Origin of the sequence: Pedobacter miscanthi (genome assembly GCF_032678605.1) — a bacterium.
Taxonomy (GTDB): domain Bacteria; phylum Bacteroidota; class Bacteroidia; order Sphingobacteriales; family Sphingobacteriaceae; genus Pedobacter; species Pedobacter miscanthi_A.
The window spans coordinates 202,149-225,153 of record NZ_JAVTSU010000006.1; the positions used below are offsets into that span (position 1 = coordinate 202,149).

The 23,005-nt window shown below is 38.1% G+C and carries 21 protein-coding genes; 14 read left to right on the plus strand and 7 right to left on the minus strand.

Going from position 1 to position 23,005, the window contains the following annotated elements; genetic code table 11:
* Nucleotide 1 precedes the first annotated feature (1 nt).
* Nucleotides 2–913, plus strand: a complete 912-nt coding sequence (gene gldN / locus R2R28_RS11340) for a gliding motility protein GldN (RefSeq protein ID WP_316825792.1) — start codon at nucleotides 2–4, stop codon at nucleotides 911–913.
* Nucleotides 914–1,471: 558 nt separating this feature from the next.
* Here the strand turns inward: gldN and R2R28_RS11345 are convergent.
* The 5 genes from R2R28_RS11345 to R2R28_RS11365 form a co-directional block, all read right to left on the minus strand.
* Complete coding sequence (locus R2R28_RS11345; RefSeq protein WP_316825793.1) at nucleotides 1,472–2,845, minus strand: DNA/RNA non-specific endonuclease; 1,374 nt, start codon at nucleotides 2,843–2,845, stop codon at nucleotides 1,472–1,474.
* A 38-nt stretch (nucleotides 2,846–2,883) separates the two neighbouring features.
* Nucleotides 2,884–3,282: a nuclease A inhibitor family protein gene (locus R2R28_RS11350; RefSeq protein WP_316825795.1), complete on the minus strand. Its 399-nt coding sequence runs from the start codon at nucleotides 3,280–3,282 to the stop codon at nucleotides 2,884–2,886.
* A gap of 130 nt (nucleotides 3,283–3,412) precedes the next feature.
* Nucleotides 3,413–5,215 (minus strand): excinuclease ABC subunit UvrC, encoded by a 1,803-nt coding sequence (gene uvrC, locus R2R28_RS11355; RefSeq protein ID WP_316825796.1) that lies wholly within the window; start codon nucleotides 5,213–5,215, stop codon nucleotides 3,413–3,415.
* Nucleotides 5,216–5,406: 191 nt separating this feature from the next.
* Complete coding sequence (locus R2R28_RS11360; protein ID WP_316825797.1) at nucleotides 5,407–7,626, minus strand: transglycosylase domain-containing protein; 2,220 nt, start codon at nucleotides 7,624–7,626, stop codon at nucleotides 5,407–5,409.
* A 104-nt stretch (nucleotides 7,627–7,730) separates the two neighbouring features.
* Nucleotides 7,731–10,499, minus strand: a complete 2,769-nt coding sequence (locus tag R2R28_RS11365; protein WP_316825798.1) for a gliding motility protein — start codon at nucleotides 10,497–10,499, stop codon at nucleotides 7,731–7,733.
* 111 nt (nucleotides 10,500–10,610) lie between these two features.
* Here R2R28_RS11365 and R2R28_RS11370 point away from each other — a divergent pair, with 111 nt between their 5' ends.
* The 9 genes from R2R28_RS11370 to R2R28_RS11410 all read left to right on the plus strand — a co-directional run bounded on the left by R2R28_RS11370 (nucleotide 10,611) and on the right by R2R28_RS11410 (nucleotide 18,111).
* Nucleotides 10,611–10,835, plus strand: coding sequence for an AtpZ/AtpI family protein (locus R2R28_RS11370; RefSeq protein ID WP_316825799.1), 225 nt, complete (start codon nucleotides 10,611–10,613; stop codon nucleotides 10,833–10,835).
* A 207-nt stretch (nucleotides 10,836–11,042) separates the two neighbouring features.
* Complete coding sequence (locus tag R2R28_RS11375) at nucleotides 11,043–11,432, plus strand: hypothetical protein (RefSeq protein WP_316825800.1); 390 nt, start codon at nucleotides 11,043–11,045, stop codon at nucleotides 11,430–11,432.
* Between the two features lie 14 nt (nucleotides 11,433–11,446).
* Nucleotides 11,447–12,616, plus strand: coding sequence for a F0F1 ATP synthase subunit A (atpB, locus tag R2R28_RS11380; RefSeq protein ID WP_316825801.1), 1,170 nt, complete (start codon nucleotides 11,447–11,449; stop codon nucleotides 12,614–12,616).
* Between the two features lie 42 nt (nucleotides 12,617–12,658).
* A complete protein-coding gene (gene atpE / locus R2R28_RS11385) occupies nucleotides 12,659–12,871 on the plus strand; it encodes an ATP synthase F0 subunit C (protein WP_025144011.1) in 213 nt (70 codons plus the stop codon).
* An 89-nt stretch (nucleotides 12,872–12,960) separates the two neighbouring features.
* The gene (locus R2R28_RS11390; protein ID WP_316825802.1) at nucleotides 12,961–13,455 is read left to right on the plus strand and encodes a F0F1 ATP synthase subunit B; all 495 of its coding nucleotides are present in this window, start codon (nucleotides 12,961–12,963) and stop codon (nucleotides 13,453–13,455) included.
* Nucleotides 13,456–13,516: 61 nt separating this feature from the next.
* Nucleotides 13,517–14,056, plus strand: a complete 540-nt coding sequence (gene atpH, locus R2R28_RS11395) for an ATP synthase F1 subunit delta (protein WP_316825803.1) — start codon at nucleotides 13,517–13,519, stop codon at nucleotides 14,054–14,056.
* A gap of 199 nt (nucleotides 14,057–14,255) precedes the next feature.
* Nucleotides 14,256–15,830 carry a F0F1 ATP synthase subunit alpha gene (gene atpA, locus R2R28_RS11400; RefSeq protein ID WP_121284031.1) on the plus strand — a complete coding sequence of 525 codons (1,575 nt, stop codon included), beginning with the start codon at nucleotides 14,256–14,258 and terminating at the stop codon, nucleotides 15,828–15,830.
* A gap of 86 nt (nucleotides 15,831–15,916) precedes the next feature.
* The gene (gene atpG, locus R2R28_RS11405) at nucleotides 15,917–16,813 is read left to right on the plus strand and encodes an ATP synthase F1 subunit gamma (RefSeq protein ID WP_316825805.1); all 897 of its coding nucleotides are present in this window, start codon (nucleotides 15,917–15,919) and stop codon (nucleotides 16,811–16,813) included.
* 170 nt (nucleotides 16,814–16,983) lie between these two features.
* Nucleotides 16,984–18,111 (plus strand): ATP-binding protein, encoded by a 1,128-nt coding sequence (locus R2R28_RS11410; protein ID WP_316825806.1) that lies wholly within the window; start codon nucleotides 16,984–16,986, stop codon nucleotides 18,109–18,111.
* Nucleotides 18,112–18,161: 50 nt separating this feature from the next.
* Here R2R28_RS11410 and R2R28_RS11415 read toward each other — a convergent pair whose 3' ends face one another.
* Nucleotides 18,162–18,899 (minus strand): hypothetical protein, encoded by a 738-nt coding sequence (locus tag R2R28_RS11415; protein ID WP_316825807.1) that lies wholly within the window; start codon nucleotides 18,897–18,899, stop codon nucleotides 18,162–18,164.
* 204 nt (nucleotides 18,900–19,103) lie between these two features.
* Here R2R28_RS11415 and R2R28_RS11420 point away from each other — a divergent pair, with 204 nt between their 5' ends.
* The 4 genes from R2R28_RS11420 (at nucleotide 19,104) to R2R28_RS11435 (ending at nucleotide 22,389) form a co-directional block, all read left to right on the plus strand.
* Nucleotides 19,104–19,868 carry a 5'-nucleotidase, lipoprotein e(P4) family gene (locus R2R28_RS11420; protein ID WP_316825810.1) on the plus strand — a complete coding sequence of 255 codons (765 nt, stop codon included), beginning with the start codon at nucleotides 19,104–19,106 and terminating at the stop codon, nucleotides 19,866–19,868.
* A gap of 57 nt (nucleotides 19,869–19,925) precedes the next feature.
* Nucleotides 19,926–20,144 (plus strand): hypothetical protein, encoded by a 219-nt coding sequence (locus R2R28_RS11425; RefSeq protein ID WP_316825811.1) that lies wholly within the window; start codon nucleotides 19,926–19,928, stop codon nucleotides 20,142–20,144.
* Nucleotides 20,145–20,778: 634 nt separating this feature from the next.
* A complete protein-coding gene (locus R2R28_RS11430) occupies nucleotides 20,779–21,672 on the plus strand; it encodes a DUF4349 domain-containing protein (protein WP_316825812.1) in 894 nt (297 codons plus the stop codon).
* Nucleotides 21,673–21,981: 309 nt separating this feature from the next.
* The gene (locus tag R2R28_RS11435) at nucleotides 21,982–22,389 is read left to right on the plus strand and encodes a hypothetical protein (RefSeq protein WP_316825813.1); all 408 of its coding nucleotides are present in this window, start codon (nucleotides 21,982–21,984) and stop codon (nucleotides 22,387–22,389) included.
* A gap of 21 nt (nucleotides 22,390–22,410) precedes the next feature.
* Here R2R28_RS11435 and ruvC read toward each other — a convergent pair whose 3' ends face one another.
* Nucleotides 22,411–22,998 carry a crossover junction endodeoxyribonuclease RuvC gene (ruvC, locus tag R2R28_RS11440; protein ID WP_316825814.1) on the minus strand — a complete coding sequence of 196 codons (588 nt, stop codon included), beginning with the start codon at nucleotides 22,996–22,998 and terminating at the stop codon, nucleotides 22,411–22,413.
* Between the last annotated feature and the right edge of the window lie 7 nt (nucleotides 22,999–23,005).

A 23,005-nucleotide genomic window follows, 5' to 3' on the forward strand; every position in this document is an offset into this window, starting at 1 on the left:
GATGAAAAGGATTTTAAGTATTGCTATTTTAGTTTTGTTAACCACGTTTGCTTTTGCACAAAAAAAGCGTACAAAGTTAGCACCGAAGAAAGCTGCACCTGTAGTAGCTGCTCCAGCAGTTGATACGGTAAAAGCTCCTGTTAAAACAGCTAAAAAGAAACTAAAGGTACCACCTAAAGATGGTTTCTATGCCCGCAAGGACATCGACAGTACTGAAATGGTTCCTTTAGCAGATGTAAGGGAAGAGGATGTTTTTTATGCAAAACGAATCTGGAGAGAAATTGATTTACGTGATACAGTAAACTCACCATTAAGGTCGCCAAAGTCGAGATTGATGGATGTATTGATTACTGCAATTAAAAAAGACGAATTAACGGCTTATTCGCCAATTGATAGTGCGCTAAACGAAGATGATGCTTTCCTTAACCCGATGTCGGCAGATTCTGCAGCTAAATCGGCACTAGGAACAGCGGAGGTTTCGAATAATAAAACGGGAACAGTTACCACTGTTGTTAATGATTTTAATGCGGATTTATTCCTGAAATTCAGGATTAAAGAAGATTGGATTTTTGATACCAAACGTTCTATTTTCGAACCGCGTATTATAGGGATTGCCCCATTAAAATATAATGAGACCTCTAAACAATGGCAACCGGTATTTTGGGTATATTATCCTGAAGCAAGAGAAATTTTGACCAAAAAGCGTTTAATCAATACCAATAATGATGCATCATCATTGAGTTTTGACGATTTCTTTATCCGCCGTTTATTTAGCAGTTATATTGTTAAAGAATCTAATCCGGGTGATAACAAAATCAGGGATATTATTTCAAATCCTAAAGAAAGATTGTACGAATCAGAGCGGATCAAAAAATCAGTTCTCGATTACGAACAAGGTCTTTGGGAATATTAATCTTTTAAAAAGCTCCGATGAAAATCGGAGCTTTTTTGTTTGTGGAGAATTCCTTTCTCTTCACCGTCATTTCGAGCGAAGTCGAGAAATCTATCTAGAGATAAATCTTTTCGTTTCGCTGCCTTTCGGTCGAGATGACGGTGCTTTGTTAAAGCTGTCATCCTGAGGTTACGAAGGGTCTTTTAATGAAGTGTAAAGGATTCTTCACTGCGTGCTGTGTGTTTGCTACCTACATATCCCGCGATTCGTCATTCCCAACCCGATTGGGAATCTTAAAGCGTTCGAGGGGGGGAGCAGAATTCATTATGGCGTGGGTAAAGCCTGTCCAATTTTACGAGAAAGCAATCCTAATGCGGGACGTTAGTAGCGATCGTATTAAGATCCCCGTTTGCACGGGGATGACGATCCGATTTAATGTTTGTCGATGCAGAATCGAGATGACGACACTTTTATTGGAGTTGTCATCCTGATGTAACGAAGGATCTTTAATAACCTAATACAAAAAAGCGGTAACCCAAATCTAGGGATTACCGCTTTAACATTAAAACTAAATCCTAACTACTGATTATCAGTAGCAGCCTCTAATACATTTTGGATTGATGTTGATACGTTTGATAAAAGGTCGTACCCCGTTGCAGATTCTATTGAATTTACAGTTGTACGGTATGTTTTCCAATTGGTGTTTAATCCGTTTGTATTCGGCATGTTTACCGTAATCACCCTGGTAGAAGATGTTATCCTGCTTAAATCATTATTTCCATTTGGCAATACCACAATCACTTTCCAAGTATTAGAAGGTACGTTAACACGGCCATTATCAATGCTAAATGTGGTGCCTCCGTTGCTCCCTGTACCACCTGATCCATAAGAACCACAGATGACATAAACTTCATTTCCTGCTGTTACCAAAGAACGCGTATAGTTTTCCAGATCTGCCCATGGTCCCTGGTTATTGTTTGGTGCCTGTGCCATCATGTTACTCATTAAAAAGGTAGAAGAGTTTAATGCAACCGAAGCTGTCCTGTCTGCTGATGGGCAATTGTGACCACGATCAAATCCTGAACCTGAATAACTGCTGCTTGATACCTGGTACCAGCCAGCTGGCAAAGTATTATCAGCCCTGAAATCATCCTGACGAGGTGTAGAACCTAAATCAGACGATCCGATGTGCCAGCTTACCCAGTTAGGCGTTGCCCTGCTTTTGCTATAAGAACTGGTATAATACGTGCGTTCCATCAGGTAATTTTCCGGGAAAGACGTACTTGCAACGGCGTTGCTTGGGTTGCCTAATAAAAGATGGCTGTTATCGCCTGGCGTTGTGGTAGGTGGCGTGGTAGTACCGCCTCCGGTAGAAATACTGAAATCATCGATATTAATACGGGCAGTACCACCACTGATTTTACGGATCTGAAAACGTACATTTCCAGAAATTGAGGTATTAAAAGTAGCGGTTGCTAAGGTTGTTGCACTACTGGAAATGGTGCTACCTGATTGTTGCCAGCTTGAGCCGCCATTGGTAGAGTACCAAAGCTGCCAGGTACTATTGGCATCGGTACCATATTTGGCATGTGCAATGGTGACTACATCAGCTCCGCTTACATCAAAATTCATGCTCAGTATTCCTGTGTTACGGATACGTGCTGATTGACTCCCGTTTTTTGCATCTGCGGCAAGATTTCCGATTAAGGCATCATTAAGGCTCCAGCTTCCACTGCTTAAAGTAACAGATGCGGTAGTATAACTTGTTTTGGTTCCGGATTCGAAAGTTTCAGGGAAACCTGCAACTACTGCCTGAGCGGTAGCGGTAGCAGCTTTAGTGTTTAATTTTTGTTCAAACTGGCTTGCCTCAGGTTGCGTTTGATTTTCTTTTTTACAGGCAGCCAGGCCAAGGCATAAAACGGCCAGTAAGCTTAATTTTTTTAATGCTTTCATGTTTTGGTTTGGGATTATTTAATGGATGGGATAATTTCTTAGGTTTCTACAGCGAAGGTCTCGATAACGAGGCATGTACCATCAGGTAGATAACCCGAAATGAGCACTGGGATTCTGCTGGCACCCTCCATTCTTACTACAGTAATGTTGGATAGGTTTTGTTTTATAAAGTGGTGAATTTCGGCTATTTTACGGGCATTTTCGACCATTGGTGCATCAGTTGCATCAACTTTTGAAATAAGGTGATCGAAAAAAACGACATCATCTACCTGCTTTAAATGCGAAGGAGTGGATTGATACTGACTTGCAATTTTCTGCAATAATTCAGCAGGAGTTATTTTGCCCCAATCAGCCGCTTTAAACGGGCTTTCTGATTCAGTAAAATACAATACGCCCAATAAAAGTTTGGTAATGGAGGCCAGGATGTTATTATTCATGTAAATAGGGATGGTTTTACGAGTATTAACAGCCCTAAATTATAGAAAAAGTATTTAAGTTATGCCAAATCAAGATTAATAAAGTGTTAACAATTTTACCCGAACGTCTGTTATTGTTTACATTTGTAATTTATGCTTCTTTGAAATGCGCTAACAATGTTACTACCTGTTTTTTGTTCAACACTTCCGAGAGTTCCTTTTCCGTGGCTTCCTTAATCTTTTTAACCGATTTGAAGTGCGTAAGCAACTTATCGGCTGTAGTTTTACCAATACCCTCAATCTGTTCGAGTTCAGTTTTAAGCGTACCCTGATCGCGTTTTTTGCGGTGAAAGGTGATCCCAAACCGGTGGGCCTCATCTCGCAATTGTTGTATTACTTTTAGCGTTTCCGATTTTTTATCTAAGTATAAAGGATAAGAATCACCTGGGTAGAAAAGTTCTTCCAGGCGTTTGGCAATACCAATTACCGTAACCCTGTTTTCTATCCCCAATAACTTTAAACTCTTCATAGCCGACGATAGCTGGCCTTTACCACCATCAATAATGATGAGCTGAGGCAAAGTCTGGTTTTCATCCAACATTCGCCTGTAACGACGGAAAACAGCTTCTTCCATCGTGGCAAAATCGTTTGGACCTTCAACCGTTTTCACATTAAAATGACGGTAGTCTTTTTTAGAGGGTTTAGCATCTTTAAATACCACAATAGCCGAAACCGGGTATTTCCCCTGAAAGTTAGAGTTATCAAAACATTCGATATGTTTTGGGAGTTGCGTTAAACGCAGGTCTTTCTGCATCGTAGTTAAAATCCGGTCGGTGCGTAAATCCGGGTTTAACTTTTCGTATTGGTTCAGTTTTTCTTTTTTAAAGAACAGCACATTCTTTTGCGAAAGTTCTAATAGTTTTTTCTTTTCGCCCAGTTTTGGAACGGTAAATTTTAAACTTTCATCTTCTAATGAAGGCTCGAAAGGAACAATAATTTCTTTTGAGGTACTGTTAAACTTTGTTCTGAACTCCAGCATCGCCAGTGTTAAAATCTCATCATCGCTCTCATCCAGCTGCTTTTTAACCTCAATGGTCTGTGTCTGGATAATCGTTCCGTTCATCACTTTGAGGTAATTTATAAAAGCATAACGTTCATCAGAGGCAATGCTCACCACATCAACATTGGTTATGGCACTGTTTACTACGGTCGATTTGCTTTGGTATTTCTCCAAAACCTGCAATCTACGGGAGTATTGATGGGCCAGTTCGAAATTTAAATCTTCAGAAGCCGATTTAATGATCCCTTTTACATCGCGAATGACATTCCCGATTTTACCATTCAGGATTTCTTTGATTTCGCCGATATTTTTATCATAATCGGTTTCCGTCTGGTAATTCTGGCAAGGACCTTTACAGTTGCCGATCTGGTATTCGAGGCAGACTTTAAATTTGCCTTCATCTATATTTTTCTCCGTTAAGGGCAAACTACAGGTACGTAAAGGATAGGTTTCTTTAATCAGATCCAAAATGGTATGCATCATACCTATTGATCCGTATGGACCGAAATAAGTAGAACCATCTTTTATTACTTTACGCGTCCAGTAAATGCGCGGAAAATTTTCATTTTTTACGATAATCCATGGATAGGTTTTATCGTCTTTTAAGTTGATGTTGAATTTTGGCTGATGTTTTTTAATCAGGCTGTTTTCCAGCAGCCAGGCATCAATCTCTGTATCAACAATGGTAAAGGTAATTTTGCGGATCTTGGATACCAATACCCTCGTTTTGCCATTAAACTGGTTTCTATCGCTATTAAAATATGATCCTACACGGTTGCGCAGGTCTTTCGCTTTACCAATGTACATTAGCTTTCCGTCGGCATCCCAATATTGGTATACGCCAGGTTTATGTGGAATTGCGGTTAATGCTGTTTTATGGTCGAAACTGCTCATTATTTACAAAAATAGGATTCGAGAGGGAAAATTTTGATTAAATGATCCGATTTACTGTATTTATGATTTGGGCGTGCCCCTAAGCTACGCAAAGGGTCAGGCTATCCGTTACAATCTTTTGTTGGGTTTCGGCTGCACTCAACTGGCAACAAAAGGATTTCCACTGCTATCCTTCACGCAGAAGCTGATGATTAAAAACCCAATTTCTCGTCAAGTTCACTTGTACCTTCTTCCTGTTGCTGGTACTGGTTACAATCAAATGTGATGGAAACCCCCGATTTTGGTGCTTCGAAATCAGCATGACTGATTTTTAAAGCCGGATTAGCATAAACCCTTTTAATAAAACCTGCAAAAATGGGAAGGGCGGTATTGGCACCTTCACCCTGGCTCGTACTGATAAAGTGGAAAGCCCTGTCTTCACAACCCGTCCAGATACCGGTTACCAGTTGCGGCGTAATGGCCATAAACCAACCATCGGAGTTATTTTGCGTTGTACCTGTTTTCGCCCCGATTGGTGCGTTAACTTTATATTTATAATTCAGTCTCGATCCGGTTCCGTTGGTTACCACACCTTTAAGCATCCTTGTCATTACATAAGCTACTTCTTCACTCATAATCGGTTTTGGTATTTCCTTTTGAGAAAACAATACCACCCCGTTTTTATCTTCAATCCTTAACAAATAAATAGGTTTGGTATAAGTGCCTTTATTGGCAAAAGCACCATAAGCACCCACCATATTAAAAACTGATGAATCAAACGTTCCTAAGCAGATCGATGGAAATGCCGGTACATTCGGAATACCCATTTTGGTAGCCAGTGTTGATACGGCAACAGGACCAACCTGTTTCATTAAATAAGCCGTAACAAAGTTTTGAGAGTAAGCCAGGGCTTTTTGTAAAGTAATGCTGCCTGGTAGTGGTTTGCCCGAGTTTCTTGGCGTCCAAGGGTCGCCATAACCTTCAATCGTTACAGGTACATTGGGTACAGTGTAACAAGGAGAATAACCATTTTCGATGGCAACGGCATAAGTAAATGGCTTAGCTGTTGAACCTACCTGACGGGTTCCCATTTTTACCTGATCATATTTAAAATGCTCGTAATTAATTCCGCCAACCCATGCCTTTACATGTCCGTTGGTTGGATCCATTGTCATCATCGCATTACGCAACAGCATTTTGTAATAACGTACAGAATCAATTGGTTTCATTACCGTATCAATATTACCTTTCCAGGTAAAAATGGTCATTTCTGTTTTGGTATTGAAATCATCTTTTATCTCATCGTCGGATTTACCTTCGAGTTTTAACGATTTATAACGGTCAGACCTTTTAATGCCCTGTTCTATCTGTAAAGTTTTATCTTTAAAGGGGTTTCTACCTTTCCAGCTGGCGATAAACTGCGCCTGCAGCACTTTCATATATTCTTTTTGTGCTTCTTCGGCATATACCTGCATATCATAATTCAATGTGGTATAAATCTTCAAACCATCACGGTCTAAGTCGTAAGGTGTGCCATCAGGTTTTGTAATCGACTGCTCCTGGAAAATGGTTTTGATATCATTCTTCAGTACCGAACGGAAATATGGTGCAATGCCATCATTAACCGTTGCCGCGTTGAAATGCAGGTTTAAAGGTTTATCTTTTTCTTCGTCAAATTGCTGTTGCGTTAAAAGTTCAGATTTAACCATTAAAGCCATTACAGTATTCCTACGGTCTCTCGAACGTTCCGGATGGCGTGTTGGCGAATACATGGTAATCCCTTTTTGCATCCCAACCAAAGTTGCAGCCTGTGTTAGAGTCAGTTTATCGGGGGTAGTATTGAAATATACCCTTGCAGCTGATTTAATCCCATAAGCCTGGTTGCCAAAATCAACCGTATTTAAATACATGGTGATAATTTCTTCCTTGGTGTAATTGCGCTCCAGTTTAACAGCAACAATCCATTCTTTAAACTTGGTGAGCACCAGTGAGAAAAAATTCAGGTTCGATTCTCGTGGAAAAAGGTTTTTGGCCAATTGCTGGGTAATGGTACTTGCGCCTTGTTTTTTGCCGATTAAATTATACCCGATAATAGAGAAAGTACGTTTAAAATCGATACCAGAGTGTTCCTTAAAGCGGGTATCTTCTGTGGCAATTAAGCCGTTGATTACATTTTCAGAAATATCTTTATAGGTAACATTAGACCTGTTCTGAACAAAATAGGTACCTAACGGACGACCATCTTCAGCAATAATTTCTGATGCCTGGTTGCTTTTCGGGTGTTCAATATCCCTGAAAGAAGGCAGTGCCCCGAATAAGCCCAAACCAATCATCGAAATGAAAATAGCAAACAGGGCTATTCCCCCGATTAATATTTTCCAGATGATTAAACTATATCTTTTTGTTTCTTGTGCAGAAAGGGACTTATTCATTTTGTGTTGTTATTTTCCAAAATCACCAGAGTAGCGATTTTGAATGCAAATTTATTAATTTTTATAGAATCAATTTTCAGACTTACGTCTTAATACCTTCTATTCTATTTGTAATTGTCTTTTAAAAACTCCAGGTATTCGTTAATACGCGACCGGTCTGTAAGTTTTTGAAAGTTTTCTTTGCTGATGATAAAACCTTTGTACAGATTGGCAGGAACTTTCATAATGTTCTTTAACTGGCCTGTAATGCTCGATTCGTAGATTTTAACATCTTCTAAATCGATAAAACTGGTAATGTAAATCAGCTGATCGTTATCTAACTCTACCAATTTATGTTCCAAATCGTTATCCGGGTAATTTCCCCTGTTAAACTGACCGATGCCAAAACGCGATGAACTTAAAGTTAAAGTTGCATCAGCCACATCGATTACATAATAATATTCTTCTGATTTTGCTGCACTAAAAATACTGGCAGGTTTTGTCGGATCAACAGGTTTAACTTCAACAGGAGGTTTAGCTACAGGAGCAGCTTCTGTTGTTTTTGCCACCGGGTTTTCTGTTACCAAAGGTTTTGCTGGTACGGCAATTGGCGTAGCCTGACTTACAAAACGTGGTTCGTTCGAATCAAAATCAATCAGGGCAACAGGTCTTTGTTTAAATTCATCAAGATTAGCCTCAATGTATTTTAAATGATCGCGAACCAATGGGGTAATAATTTTATCGTTTGGATAAAGAGTGGTAATCAGGTTAAATTCGGTCAGTAAAGCATCTAATTTGGCCGTACGCCCAACCGCAATTGCTTTTAAATAAGCATACTGAGGGGCAAAATCGTTATTCGGGAAAGCAGAAATATTATCGTCTGCCTGTTTTACCACACCAGGATAATCTTTTTTCGCGTATGCATCAAAAGCCACATTGTAATTGTTGATGGCAATGTTTTCCATCTGTGTTTGTTTGGCCGAATAAGAAGGATCTAAAATATTCTTCGCAAAATTAGATTCAGGGAATTTGGTAAGCACCAATTGTTTGTACTGATCTGATTTTACTTCGTCTACACCTTTATAGTTTAAATACAAGCTGTAATAAATGGCCACCAGGTGGTTATTGTCCGGATATCTTTTAATTAATTCCAGGTAAATTTTATTGGCTTCAGGCTTATCATTTAATTCCTGTTGGTAAAAACTGGCAATTTCGAAATAGGCATCGATGATTTTCTGATCAGATGTGGCCAATAACGCTGGTGTAGTAGGCAAAGCATCTGAAAACTGTTTTTCCAAGGAAGTCTGGTCGGTAGCAGCCTGATTGGTTGCCCCGTTAGCAGGTGTAATTCCGGTGGCTAAGTTTCCACCTGCCAAAACTTCTCTGGTTTCCTGTGCCGATGACCGAACACTCTGGCGCCAGTTATCTTCCAGCTGCCTGTTGCCCCAGCGTTTTTTAAAGTCGCCAAAACCATTACTTATAGCGGCATTGTTATTAAAATAAAAAGTATTACCGGCAGTATTATTCGAAGAATTTAAGGTACGGTTTGGAAAATCGGGATCGTTTAAAAACTGATTGTTAACTACAGCTCCTGTATTAACCACTTCTACTTTTGGAGTTAAATAAGCCTTCACCTTTGCCTCACGTTGGTCAGCAGGGAGTTTAGCAATTGCCTGAGCTGTATCTTCTTTGGCAATAATGGTATACCTGTCTGTTAAATATTTTAGGTTATCAGCTTTTTTAACAATGTTGTCGTAATCAGGGAAGTTTTTTGGTAAAATCATTACCGTGCTATCGTAATACAGTTTAGCTTTGATGTAGTTGTTAAACTCTTTAAAGTTTAAATCGGCAATCCTTAAATACGACAGTGCTTTTTGGGTTTGGTTCCGTGTACTCTTTGCGACTGATTTTTTATAATTCTCTTCGGCTTTTACGAAATTTCCTTCCGAAGAAAAAAGTTCTCCAACCTGGTAATAAATCTGATCGGTATAATCGATGTTTTTATCATCCCTTAACAAAGCCAGTAACTGGTCTTCCTTATTCAGTTTTACCCCGCTCAATAACGCTTTCAGTTTAATCCGGTTTAAATTGGCGTGGAAATACATTTCGAATGGTGCGTTACTTTTTTCAACCTTGGTGAAATTGGCATAAGCATCCTGAATGTTTTTTTCTTTTTCCTGCAACTGCGCCAGGATAAAGCGCCAGCGGATACGCAGTTGTTTTTCGGCTGGTAATGCAATGGCTGATGCTAAAAATAAAATGGCTTCTTTATTTCGTTTCTGATAAATGCGCATTTGAGCAGCAGTAGCCAAAGGCTCGGCCAGATCTTTTTTCAGTTGATCAGAAGCACGCAACATTGTATCGATGATTTTATCGGCCAGCACCATGTTATTCAGTTGCATCTGGCTACGGGCTTTCCAGTTCATCGCCATAATGAACGTTTTTAACTCGCTATTATAGGTTTTTGCGGTATAATCGAAATATTCTGACGCAATAAAATAATTTCCTTTTAAATAATTTGCCTTGCCCAAAAGCATGTAGGCATCATCGATATAGTTACTGAAACTTTTATCGTTGATGATGGTTTGTCCTTTGGTAATTACATCGTCAAGCTGTTTGTTGGCAACGCCTGGTGTAAGCACCAGGTTTATCTGCGGCTCCGGATCGAGGTAAACGGGCAGGGTTTTTTCGTAATTATCTGCATAACTTTGTAATAAACTTTCGTTGTACTCGGTGAGTAAAACATTAGAGTTATAGATATAGTTATACCTTGCCGTTAAGTTTTGAAACCTGCGGTCGATTGCGGTATCTTTATTTGCAACGCAGCCGTAAATGAGGAGCGCGCTAAAAAGTAGGATGAAGGGATTTAAGTTTTTGTTTGCGTTTTTTTTCAATGATGTTAAATCTCTTTAAGTTGATATACAGTAAACAATATATATAGAAAAATATTTTATCTGGCAACAAATTTTAATTATCCCAAAGTTAATTTAATTATTGCATAAAAAATGGAAAATCCAAAAGAAGAAGATACAAAGAAAAAGGTAAATGCAGCAGCTAAATATTCGGCTATTGGTTTCCAGATGATCGCCACCATTGGCCTGCTTACTTTTATTGGTTATAAGATTGATGAACACAGGAATAGCAAAACCAATTTAATTACAGCAGCTTTTGCTTTAGCAGGGGTTGGAATTGCGTTATATCAGGCTATTAGACAAGTTACGAAAGGGTAGTTTTAGAATTGTTAAATTGCTTATTGGCTATATTGCTGGCCGTTCCATTTCCTTACCTTATAAAGCATTATTAAATGGTTTGATGGTTTTATTGCTGGCCGAAAGCGCCTAACAATCTAGCAGTAACAATTAAGCAATCTTCATTAGTTACTTGATACTAAAAACCTTATCTTTGCAAAAGTTTTTACCTGCTAAGAAATTATTCCATTGACTCTAGCCAAATTTACCAGTATCTATTTCATTTTTGTAGGCTTATTAATAGGCATTGTTGCTGTTTTACCTTTATTATTTCCCGATAAACAACTTTTTGTGAATAATTTTTGGGTGATGTTCGGCTTTTTGGCAGGTATCACTTATGTGGCCTATATGCTTGTTGATATCGGTGTAAAACGTGATCCTGAAGTGGGTATTATGGCTATTATGGGATCAATTGCAGTGAAGATGATTTTTTGTATGGGTTTTGTGCTGATTTACAGTATAAAAGCGAAGGGAATTGGGCTTGTATTTCTGCTTAATTTTTTTTCTTTATATTTATTGTTTACAGCCTTTGAAATTTACTGTTTGTTACGTAACTTGCGCCACCAAAATTTAAAGTAAAAAACTGCCAATAAATGGATTGTAACCGAGTTTTTGTGTCTAAAGTTAAAAGGCTAACTATTGTTTTTACGCTTTTAATCGCGTTTTTATCTATCAAAATTGATACTTTCGCCCAAGTTGATAGCGCTGTTGTACCTGTTGATAGTGTTATAACCGAATCTGCTCACGCAGTTTCTGGTGAGCACGGAGCTGATGCTAAACATGGTGAAGAAAAATTCGAGCCTACCAAGGTAATCATGGAACACATTGCAGATTCGCATGTGTGGCATCTTTGGGGACATACTTCATTACCTCTTCCTGTAATTTTATATACTGCTAATGGTTTAGAAGTATTTTCTTCAGCTCATTTTCATCACGGTGAAGAAGATTATCAAGGTAAATACAATAAATACCGTTTGGTTACAGGTTTAAAACAAAGCATGACTAAAGATATGTTTAACAAAAACATTAAAGTAGTTGGTGCTGATGGCCAGATCGATGAAAATGCATCTGATACCGTAATTGATTTATCCATTACTAAAAATATAGCAGCAATGTTTGTCGCTATTTTTGTAATCGTAATTGTATTCGCTGTTGTGGCAAGAGGTTATAAAAAACGTGTTGGTAAAGCACCTAAAGGCTTACAGTCATTCTTTGAGCCGATCATTATTTTTGTAAGAGATGATATTGCTAAACCAAACATCGGTCATAAATACGCGAAGTTTATGCCATATTTATTGACTACGTTTTTCTTCATCTTATTTAACAACTTATTAGGTTTGGTGCCAATTTTCCCAGGGGGGGCAAACGTAACCGGTAATATTGCTTTAACTTTTGTAATGGCTTTGGGTACCATGATTATTGTGAACATTAATGGTAACAAATACTATTGGAAACACATCTTTTTACCTGATGTTCCATTTTGGTTATGGCCTTTAATGGTGGTAGTTGAGGTAATCGGTATCATCTCTAAGCCATTCGCTTTAATGGTGCGTTTGTTTGCAAACATTACTGCTGGTCACATTATCGTATTAAGTTTAATTTCCTTAATATTTATTTTCGAAACATTGGCTATTGCTCCGGTTTCAGTTGCATTCGTATTGTTTATGGATGTGTTAGAATTACTGGTAGCGTTTTTACAGGCCTTTATTTTTACATTACTTACTGCCTTGTTTATTGGTATGGCAGTAGAAGAGCATCATTAACAGAAAACTATTTTTTACAAATTAATATAAATTAAATTAGTTATGGTAGGTTCAATCGCGGCAATTGGTGCCGGTTTAGCAGTAATCGGTGCAGGTATCGGTATCGGTCAAGTAGGTGGTAAAGCAATGGAAGGTATTGCTCGTCAACCAGAAGCTGCATCAAAAATTCAGACTGCAATGATTATCGCTGCTGCCCTTATCGAGGGTGCTGCTTTATTCGGTGTAGTAGTTGCATTATTAGGCTTAAACGGTTAATAATCACTGAAAAAATTAGGTTGGGTATTTAACGATTGGTTATTTACCCAGCCTTATTAAAGAAGATTGTTTTTAAAAATTAGATAAAAATGGAATTAGTAACCCCAAGCATAGGATTGGTTTTTTGGACCTCGTTAGCATTCATCTGCTTATTGATCTTACTTAGAAAATTTGCATGGAAACCTATTTTAGGTGCTATTCACGAACGTGAGCAAAGCATTGATGAGGCCCTTAATAAAGCTGAATTAGCGAAGCAGGAAATGGCCCGTTTAACCAGCCAGAATCAGGATTTGATGCAACAGGCGCGTGCTGAACGTGATGAGATTTTAAAGGAAGCTAAAACCTTGAAAGATGGTATCTTAAACGAAGCTAAAAAACAAGCTCAGGTTGAAGGTGCTAAATTGATTGACAAAGCTAAAATCGAGATCGAAAACCAAAAGAAAGCAGCTTTAGCAGAAGTTAAAGATCAGGTTTCTTCTTTATCGTTAGAAATTGCAGAACGTGTTTTACGTACTCAGTTAGATGATAAAACCAAACAGGAAGCTTTAGTAGCTAACTTGTTAAAAGACGTTGAATTAAACTAAGCGTATTGCGTAAAGCGGTAAGCGTGCCAAACGCCAAACGCTGAGCGCCAACCCTAAAAATATGTCAGAAATTAAAGTTGCAGGCAGATATGCCAAATCATTAATAGACTTAGCCGTTGAAAACAATGCGCTGGAAGATTCTTATAATGATATGGTTTTGTTTGAGAAAGTGGTTGATGAAACCCCTGAATTAGAAGCAATATTAAAAAACCCGATTGTACCTTTAGATAAGAAAACTGGTATTTTAAACGGGATCTTCGCGGATAAAGTAGGTAAATTAACCATTACTTTTTTCAAGATCGTAGTAAGCAAAGGACGTTCGGCTATATTATTTGCCACAGCAAAACAGTTTATACAACAATATAACCTGATTAAAGGTATTGTTACTGCTGATGTAACTACTGCAAGTGCCTTAAGCCCTGCAGCTAAAGAGCAGATTGTTGCCATTGTAAAAAGAGAACTACACGCCAACCAAGTTATTGTTAACGAAAAAATTAATGAGAAACTGATTGGTGGTTTTATATTAAAAGTTGGTGATAAGCAATTTGATGCAAGTATTGCCAATGGTTTAAGTAAACTTAAAAAAGAATTTGCGCAATAGCGGATAGCGTTTTGCGTAGGGTGTTTGGCGTTAATTCGCAAAATGCCAAAAAAAATATAGTGAAGCGTAAGTGTTGGCAATAGAACGCCAAACGCAAACCGCCAAACACAAAGAGTATTGCGATAAGCGTATGGCACGGAAAACGCCAAGCGCCATGCGTTAAGCACTAAACATTTATAAAAAGATATAAAGTAAAATTATGGTAGAGGTAAGACCAGACGAAGTATCGGCAATTATCAGACAGCAATTGGCGGGCTTCAAATCAGAAACCGAACTGGAAGAAGTTGGTACCGTGTTGCAAGTGGGCGACGGTATTGCCCGTGTTTACGGTTTAACTAAAGTTCAATCGGGAGAGTTAGTTGAATTTGCAAACGGCCTGCAAGGTATCGTATTAAACCTTGAAGAAGATAACGTTGGTGTGGTACTTTTGGGTGCTTCAGACGAGATCAAAGAAGGTGATACCATTAAACGTACCAAAAAAATTGCCTCTATTAAAGTTGGTGAAGGTATGCTTGGCCGCGTAGTGAACACTTTAGGTGAGCCTTTAGATGGTAAAGGTCCGATCTTAGGCGAAACCTATGAAATGCCTTTAGAGCGTAAAGCACCAGGTGTAATTTACCGTCAGCCGGTAAACGAGCCTTTACAAACTGGTATTAAAGCAATCGATGCAATGATTCCAATCGGTCGTGGTCAACGTGAGTTGGTTATTGGCGATCGTCAGATTGGTAAAACTGCCGTTTGTATTGATACCATTATCAACCAAAAAGAATTTTATGAAGCAGGCCAGCCTGTGTTCTGTATTTATGTAGCTATCGGTCAGAAAAATTCTACTGTAGCCAACATTGTACGTACACTAGAGGAAAATGGCGCTTTACCATATACAGTTGTTGTTGCTGCTTCGGCTGCAGATCCTGCTCCAATGCAGTTTTATGCTCCTTTTGCAGGTGCTGCAATTGGTGAGTTTTTCCGTGATACAGGTAGACCAGCTTTAATTGTTTATGATGATTTATCTAAACAAGCAGTTGCATACCGTGAGGTATCTTTATTACTTCGTCGTCCACCGGGCCGTGAAGCTTATCCAGGTGACGTTTTCTACTTACACAGTCGTTTGTTAGAAAGAGCTGCAAAAATCAACGCTAACGATGATATCGCTAAAGCAATGAACGATTTACCTGAGTCGATTAAACATATCGTTAAAGGTGGTGGATCATTAACTGCACTTCCAATTATCGAAACACAAGCAGGTGACGTTTCTGCATATATCCCAACCAACGTAATTTCGATTACTGATGGTCAGATCTTCTTAGAGTCGAACTTGTTCAACTCTGGTATCCGTCCGGCAATTAACGTAGGTATCTCGGTATCACGTGTGGGTGGTAATGCACAGATTAAATCGATGAAAAAAGTAGCAGGTACTTTAAAGTTAGATCAGGCTCAATACCGCGAGTTAGAGGCTTTCTCTAAATTCGGTTCTGATTTAGATGCTGCAACCAAATCGGTTTTAGATAAAGGTGCACGTAACGTACAAATGTTAAAACAAGCTCAGTTTACACCTTTTACAGTTGAAAAACAGGTAGCTATTGTTTATGCAGGTACTAAAAATTTAATGCGTAGCGTACCGGTAGATAAAGTAAAAGAATTCGAAACTGAATATTTAACTCAATTGGAAATGCGTCATCCAGAAACTTTAGCGGCCTTAAAAGCTGGTAAATTTGATGATACCATTACCGGTGTTTTAGATACTGTAGCAAAAGAGATTTCAAGTAAATATTAATTAGATACAAGTAGCGGGTATCAAGTATCAAGATAGGTGAACAACCCAATCTTGATACTTGATACTTAATACTCGATACTTAAAATATGGCTAATTTAAAAGAAGTAAGAAACCGGATTGCATCGGTACAATCAACGCAGCAGATTACCAAAGCTATGAAAATGGTTTCGGCAGCAAAGTTGAAACGTGCTACCAATGCCATTATCGCTTTACGTCCTTACGCAACTAAACTGAAAGAAATTTTAGGTAATCTATCTGCAAGTTTAGAGGGGTCATCATCACCTTTTATTCAGGAGCGTGAGCCCAATAAGGTTTTAATTGTTACCGTATCTTCAAACCGTGGTTTGGCTGGTGCTTTTAACATGAACGTAATTAAAGCGGCCAACAATTTAATTGCTGAGAAATATAGCGAACAGTTGAAAAACGGTAACGTGAGCATTATTTCTATCGGTAAAAAAACACAGGATTTTTACGAAAAACGTAACTATAACGTAATTGGTAATAATAACGAAGTTTACGCTGCTTTAACTTTCGAAAACGTAACTAAAATTACCGATGCCATTATGGCTGGCTTTATTAAAGGAGACTTTGATAAAGTAGAGGTGGTTTACAACCGTTTTAAAAATGCGGCAGTACAGCTTATTACCACTGAGCAATTGTTGCCTTTACCTAAAGCAGAAGAAACAGCAGCTGATCTGAAAACGGATAAGAAAACAACTAACGTTGATTATATCTTAGAACCTTCTCAGGAAGAAATTGTAGAACAGTTAATTCCTAAATCAATTAAAATCCAGTTATACAAAGCAGTGTTAGATTCTCATGCTTCTGAGCACGGTGCACGTATGACATCGATGGATAAAGCAACTGAAAATGCAGGTGAGTTATTGAAAGCCTTAAAACTCTCGTACAACCAGGCACGTCAGGCAGCCATTACAACTGAGTTAACTGAGATTGTAAGTGGTGCAGCAGCATTGAACGGATAGTTTTTAGTCTAAAGTCGGAAGTCTTTAGTCCTCAGTCAAAAAAATATAAAGCCTGTTTCTTAATTGAAACGGGCTTTTTTACGGCCTTGCAATTTCGTAATCCATAATTATTATGTTTTTTATGGATTGTAATCCATAATTATTATACTTTTGTATAGTTAATATTTGTTATGATCGTTCGGAAACAGTTGGATTATGCTTTTGCAAGGCTTTTTAAAGGGAATGCCTTTATCATCTTTGGACCAAGGCAAACCGGTAAAACCACTTTTGTAGAGCAGCTATTGGCAAAAGTGAATAAGAAAACATTATACCTCAATGGAGATGATGCTGATGTAAGAGAAAGTTTAGCCAAACCGAATGCCACTCATATTGGGCAATTGCTTGGCGATTATGAGGTACTTTTTATTGATGAAGCCCAACGCATCAATGATGTGGGTTTACTGATTAAAATTATTGTAGATCGATTTAAAGGTATTCAGGTAATTGCGACTGGCTCATCAGCATTTGGGTTATCCGGCAAAATAAACGAGCCCTTAACCGGTCGGAAATACGAAATGATGCTTTTGCCTTTTTCATATGCCGAATTGGTTAACGATACGGATTTTATTACTGAAGAAAGATCGCTGGAGCAGCGTTTAATTTATGGATCTTATCCCGAAATTATCAACGACCCACAAAACGCAGAAGAACATTTAAAATTGCTTGCCGATAGTTACCTGTATAAGGATCTTTTTACCTTAGAAGATGTTAAAAAGCCGCTGCTGTTCGAAAAAATTGTGAAAGCCCTGGCTTTACAGGTTGGGAGCGAAGTTAACTTTTCGGAACTGGCCCAGTTGGTAAAAGCCGACCAGAAAACCGTTGATAAGTACATCAGTTTGCTCGAAAAATCTTTCGTGGTTTTTAGCTTACCTGCATTTTCCGGTAATGTAGGTAACGAGATCAAAAAGAATAAAAAGATTTATTTCTATGATACGGGTATTGTAAATGCCATTACGAGGAATTTTAGTCCTTTGGCCAATAGAAACGATGTTGGCGCACTGTTCGAAAACTATATGATTGCAGAGCGTATGAAGTTTTTGCACCAGAACCAGATAGAAGCCGAATGTTTTTTCTGGCGTACCACCCAACAGCAGGAAATCGATTATATAGAAAAAACAAAAGACAATTTTCTGGCTGTAGAGTTTAAATGGAGCGAAAGGGGTAAAAATAAAATCCCGCTTACCTTTACACAGGCTTACCCTGATGCGGAAACTTTGTTACTATCAAAAAGTGATAGGGGAAGTTTTTTGAATACTTAATTTTCAACATAAAAAAAGCCCGCTCTGGTTAAGGAGCGGGCTTTATCAAATTAAAAATAGGGATTATCTGTATCTATTCTCAACCTTAAATAACCGTTATCAATCTTTTTAATGTTAGTGCCATCTCCATGATATACAGATGCATTAAACTTAGCTTCAAGTAGATATTTTCCTGATTTTAGCTTTTGTAAGCTTATTATTTCAAATTTAGACTGGTTTTGCAATTCTGGATTAAGAAGTGGGTGATAAACCAGGCTACTGTAACCGTATGTTTGTAATCCATAATCATTTCCACCTAACTCCAATGCAATACCGTTCTGAGAATTGTTTCTGGTAAAATCCATCGCAAATTTGCGTTCACCAATGGAAAACAGATCGAGTTTATCTACTGGCTCAAATAGTATGGCTGATGGGTTGGGTTTTGTTAAGCTCTTATTGTATTTCTTTAAAAAAGTGATTGTGATGCCGTTTCTGTTATCATTTCTTAAAGCATAAAAGCGGCCAAACATAACTGTATTCTGATCATCAGAAATATACTCCACGTTTTTAACAACAGAGTCTAGTTTTTTATTCGCCTTTCCATTTAATATGCCTCTACTGGCAGTTGTTGTTAAAATAATTTTTTGTCCATCCAGTGTATAAGAAGCAGAATCTTTTAATAATTCTAACGGATCAACTTTTTCTACTGGCGGGATAATGATGGGTGGTTCAGTAACAGGATCGTTCTTCTTGCAGGCCGCAAGGAAAAATAGGGCAATAATTATCCCTAATAAGCTTTTAGATTTCATAGTGCAATAATTTTATTTGTGTGTGCCCAAAAATAGTTATTTTTCATAACTAAAGTTTTAATTGGTGTAATTTATTCTAATTATCCTTGAAAATTTGTAGAGGTTCTATTACGTAAATGTATTTTGCCTGTTTTTTTTACATTCGAATATTTAGCCTCAGGTAAATTATCGGCTTTTAATATCTTTGTGGCGTAATATCAAATCATGAAAAAATACATTTTAATTATCCTATTGCTTGCCCCATTTTTTGTAAAGGCTCAAAATCCGGCAAGAGATTATACCAATGCAGTGCTTTGGCAGCAAACTTCGGGCGAATACAGGGCCTTATGTTTCCAGGCCTATAACTTTGCGCGTTTATCGCTAAAAGAAGCGCTATGGGCGGATACCAGCAAGAAGCCAAACTGCGTAATTGTTGATATTGATGAAACGGTTTTAGATAACGCTGCTTTTCAAGGTCACGAAATTAAAAAAGGAGCAAGCTATATCCCTGCAGATTGGACCGCGTGGACAAGTTTGGCCCAGGCTGATACTGTTCCTGGTGCTCTGGCATTTTTAAAGTTTGCGGCATCGAAAAACATCGAAACTTTTTATGTAAGCAACCGCGATGAAAAAGATTATGCAGCTACATTAAAAAACCTGCAACATTTTGGTTTCCCTTACGCGGATGATGCGCATTTTATTGTTTCAAAAGGAACGTCTGATAAAGAGCCACGCCGGCAAAAAATAACAGAAACACATGATATCCTTTTATTATGTGGTGATAATTTAAGTGATTTTAGCAATATCTTCTATCGGGAACAAAAGAATACTTTTGAGCAGGTAAACAGTAACCAACAGTTGTTTGGCACAAAATATATCGTGTTACCAAACCCAATGTATGGCGATTGGGAAAAGCCTTTGTATAAGGGTGAAAAGCTTAATGATCAGGATAAAGCGAAACAGCGTTTAGAACGATTAAAAAGTTATTAAGTTTTATAATTATTCAGCAATAAGTATTACTTTTGCAGCAGCATAAAAATAAATGTTATGGAGAACAACGAATTAAAGCACAATACAGAAAGTATGAAAGCGGCTAACCAGCCAGGAATTTATAAAATGATAATTTTTGGTGTAGTGGTTTGCATGGTGGGTACTTACTTGCGTTTCGCTCACGATTCTTGGCAAATGTCGTTAGTTTCATGGATTATCTTATTTATCGGTGCAATTATCGCTATTAAAGGTGTTTTCAAAATATTAGACGCATAAGCAATTTGCTATTAAGATATAAAGCCGTCACGATGAGAATTGGGACGGCTTTTTTGTTTACTGCCCAAACCTATCAGGTTTTTAAAACCTGATAGGTTTATAATAATTTTTTGAAAATGAGCGGTTCTGTTTTAATGGCAGAAAATAGCCCTGCTATCCCTTCAAGTCCTCTCCCGATGAAAAATCGGGCTCCGGGCTTTCCGTTCTATCAGGTTTATTTAACAAAGCCGGTTGCTCCTGGGAGATAAAAGAACCCAATCAAACCTCACAGGGTTTTAAAACCTAAGAGCTTTGATTAAAACTATGGGTTTTGCGTTAGGGATTGTAAGGGTTCAGAAGCGCAGCCCTGCAAAGCCCGACCTTTTCCCGATTTTTCATCGGGATTGAGGTAACGCCCAAATAAGTTCGAAGCTGGCAATTTACAGTTTTCGGCTTAAGCTTTTTCCAAAGCTCGCAGATTTCGAAAACCTGTGAGGTTTAATCCCTAATAGCCCAAAAACCAACTTTGGGTTACCTAAATAAAATTTCCGTATTAAGGGTAAATACAGCGTTATAAGCTAACCAAAACGCTGCACTTCTGATGGCCATTTGAAGCAAATATTTAAAATGATTATTTATTTAGAACCACACAATCATGAAAAGGAATATTATTGCTATAGCCATAGTTTTAACCATTTTTGGCTGCCAAAATGAAAACAAAAAATACGCAAGCGCTGATGCTGTTGATGCGGAAGCCTTAAAAAAAGAAATCTCAGACAGTACCTTAGCGGATAAAATCATCAAAACTGCAGATATGCGGTTTAGGGTTAAAGATGTTCAAAACACTAAAGAACAGCTCAGTAAAACCATTAAAGCCGAAGGGGGTACAGTTGCAGAGTTCTCTATCGAAAGTACCATCCTGGAAACTGATAAGGTTAAACAATCTACGGATTCGTTAAAAGAAATTACTTCGTACCGTACCCAGGGTTATCTGGTGGCAAAGGTACCATCAGATAAACTAGACGATTTTACAAACACCATCGCAAAAATGGCCGTTTTTGTCGATAACCAATCGATGAAGATGGACGATCAGAGTATTGCTTATCTGGCCAATAAATTAAAAGCGCAGAACCGGGTTGATGCCATCGAAAAAATTAATAAAGTAGCTTCTAAAAAAAGTGCAAATGTAGAATCTTCGCTTTACATCAAAGACGATTATGTGGATAAACGAATCGAAAATATGCAAATCGATAGCCGTGTAAAATTCAGCACCATTACGCTTAATTTTTATCAGGATAATACGGTTAAAACGATGGTTGTTGGCAATGATAACCTATACGATTACCGTCCGCCATTTATAAACAGGTTGTGGCTGGGTATTGTAAACGGCTGGACGATTTTTAAAGAAATCATTATTGCTGTTTCCAATTTGTGGATGTTAGTATTGGTTGGTATTGTGGTGTTTTTTGTGATAAAACATTTTATCAGAAAGCACAGGCTAGCTACTGAAGAAGCCACAAGAAACATGATCGATCGTGCAAGGCAATAGCAGGATATTTATTGGTTTGTCAGTCTGAGCGTAGTCGAAGACCTCTACCTGCGATAGATCAAAAAGGGACTGTTCTTAGACGTGCTCAGGGTGACATCCTTTTTTGATTTTATCTGCTAAATAATATTTTGGTGGCTCACCAACGCGCTCCATGGTTCGTGTTCGCACGAACCATTTTAAATGGAATAGATTAATTACTAAATGCAACCTTATTCAATTGTTAATGACTCATCAACTATTGCGTTGGGTAAGTCTCCTCATAAAAAAGATATTAAAATATGCTTTTATATTCTTGTAATCTTCATTTTGATGATATCCTCGTGCGTTTACGACCCTGGCCGACCTGAGTTTGAAATATCTAATAAAACAGATCGAAATCTTATTGTAGAGTTATATTTTGATAAGGAGAATTATAAAGAGTGGTGGTCGGAGCATGATTTTAAAGTTTTTCTAACAGATAGTTATGCAGGCGCAGGTAGTAAGCTACGCAAAGAATTAATTTCTACCGATACTGTAAACCTCGTACAACGTTATTCGCTTTTGCCGTATTCGTTTCTTAGTATCGATGATGGTTGGGGTGATAAAGATGAAACCGTTCTTTTTAATAAGATAAAAGTAATTAAAGGTCAGGATTCAATAGTTTACAGCAACATTGACGAAATTAAAAAGTCATCTGTTAGGATAAGTAGGAACCTCAGTAGACTGGAGATAAATTGATAATATATTAGTTGACCTCAATTATTTCTTCGGTTTAACCGCTATACCGTTCACCTTTGTTTTATTATCGCTTACAAAAGATTCCCAGCCCGAATAGGTTTTAGATTTACCTCCTGAAGTAATTTTTTGGAAAGAGTGGCAAACTGCAACGGCTAAACCATCGGTAGCATCTAAGAATTCCGGAGTTTCTTTAAAGTTTAACAAACGTTGCAGCATGGCTGCCACTTGCTCTTTAGTAGCATTACCGCTGCCTGTAATGGATTGTTTGATCTTACGGGGAGAATACTCGGTTACAGAGATATTTCTGGAGAGCGCAGCTGCAATAGCAATGCCCTGTGCACGGCCAAGTTTTAATAACACCTGAATGTTTTTACCGTAAAATGGTGCTTCGATTGCCAGTACATCAGGTTTATATTGATCGATCAGTACCACCGTTTTTTCGAATATCCGCTGAAGCTTAAGAAAAGGATCATCTAAATGGGTCATTTTTACCACCCCTAAACTAATCAGTTCCGTTTTATTTCCCTTCTCTAAAATTACGCCATAACCCATCACCGCAGTGCCGGGATCGATGCCCATAATTACCCGTTCCTTTTTTTCGTTCAACATTACAGCA

Coding starts and splice junctions, on each gene's coding strand:
- atpG (WP_316825805.1), top strand. CDS start 15,917: ATGGCTAATTTAAAAGAAGTAAGAAACCGGATTGCATCGGTACAATCA.
- R2R28_RS11370 (WP_316825799.1), top strand. CDS start 10,611: ATGGAAAATCCAAAAGAAGAAGATACAAAGAAAAAGGTAAATGCAGCA.
- R2R28_RS11430 (WP_316825812.1), top strand. CDS start 20,779: ATGAAAAGGAATATTATTGCTATAGCCATAGTTTTAACCATTTTTGGC.
- R2R28_RS11390 (WP_316825802.1), top strand. CDS start 12,961: ATGGAATTAGTAACCCCAAGCATAGGATTGGTTTTTTGGACCTCGTTA.
- ruvC (WP_316825814.1), bottom strand. CDS start 22,998: ATGTTGAACGAAAAAAAGGAACGGGTAATTATGGGCATCGATCCCGGC.
- R2R28_RS11435 (WP_316825813.1), top strand. CDS start 21,982: ATGATATCCTCGTGCGTTTACGACCCTGGCCGACCTGAGTTTGAAATA.
- R2R28_RS11410 (WP_316825806.1), top strand. CDS start 16,984: ATGATCGTTCGGAAACAGTTGGATTATGCTTTTGCAAGGCTTTTTAAA.
- R2R28_RS11345 (WP_316825793.1), bottom strand. CDS start 2,845: ATGAAAGCATTAAAAAAATTAAGCTTACTGGCCGTTTTATGCCTTGGC.
- atpH (WP_316825803.1), top strand. CDS start 13,517: ATGTCAGAAATTAAAGTTGCAGGCAGATATGCCAAATCATTAATAGAC.
- R2R28_RS11350 (WP_316825795.1), bottom strand. CDS start 3,282: ATGAATAATAACATCCTGGCCTCCATTACCAAACTTTTATTGGGCGTA.
- uvrC (WP_316825796.1), bottom strand. CDS start 5,215: ATGAGCAGTTTCGACCATAAAACAGCATTAACCGCAATTCCACATAAA.
- R2R28_RS11425 (WP_316825811.1), top strand. CDS start 19,926: ATGGAGAACAACGAATTAAAGCACAATACAGAAAGTATGAAAGCGGCT.
- atpE (WP_025144011.1), top strand. CDS start 12,659: ATGGTAGGTTCAATCGCGGCAATTGGTGCCGGTTTAGCAGTAATCGGT.
- R2R28_RS11360 (WP_316825797.1), bottom strand. CDS start 7,626: ATGAATAAGTCCCTTTCTGCACAAGAAACAAAAAGATATAGTTTAATC.
- R2R28_RS11420 (WP_316825810.1), top strand. CDS start 19,104: ATGAAAAAATACATTTTAATTATCCTATTGCTTGCCCCATTTTTTGTA.
- gldN (WP_316825792.1), top strand. CDS start 2: ATGAAAAGGATTTTAAGTATTGCTATTTTAGTTTTGTTAACCACGTTT.
- atpB (WP_316825801.1), top strand. CDS start 11,447: ATGGATTGTAACCGAGTTTTTGTGTCTAAAGTTAAAAGGCTAACTATT.
- R2R28_RS11415 (WP_316825807.1), bottom strand. CDS start 18,899: ATGAAATCTAAAAGCTTATTAGGGATAATTATTGCCCTATTTTTCCTT.
- atpA (WP_121284031.1), top strand. CDS start 14,256: ATGGTAGAGGTAAGACCAGACGAAGTATCGGCAATTATCAGACAGCAA.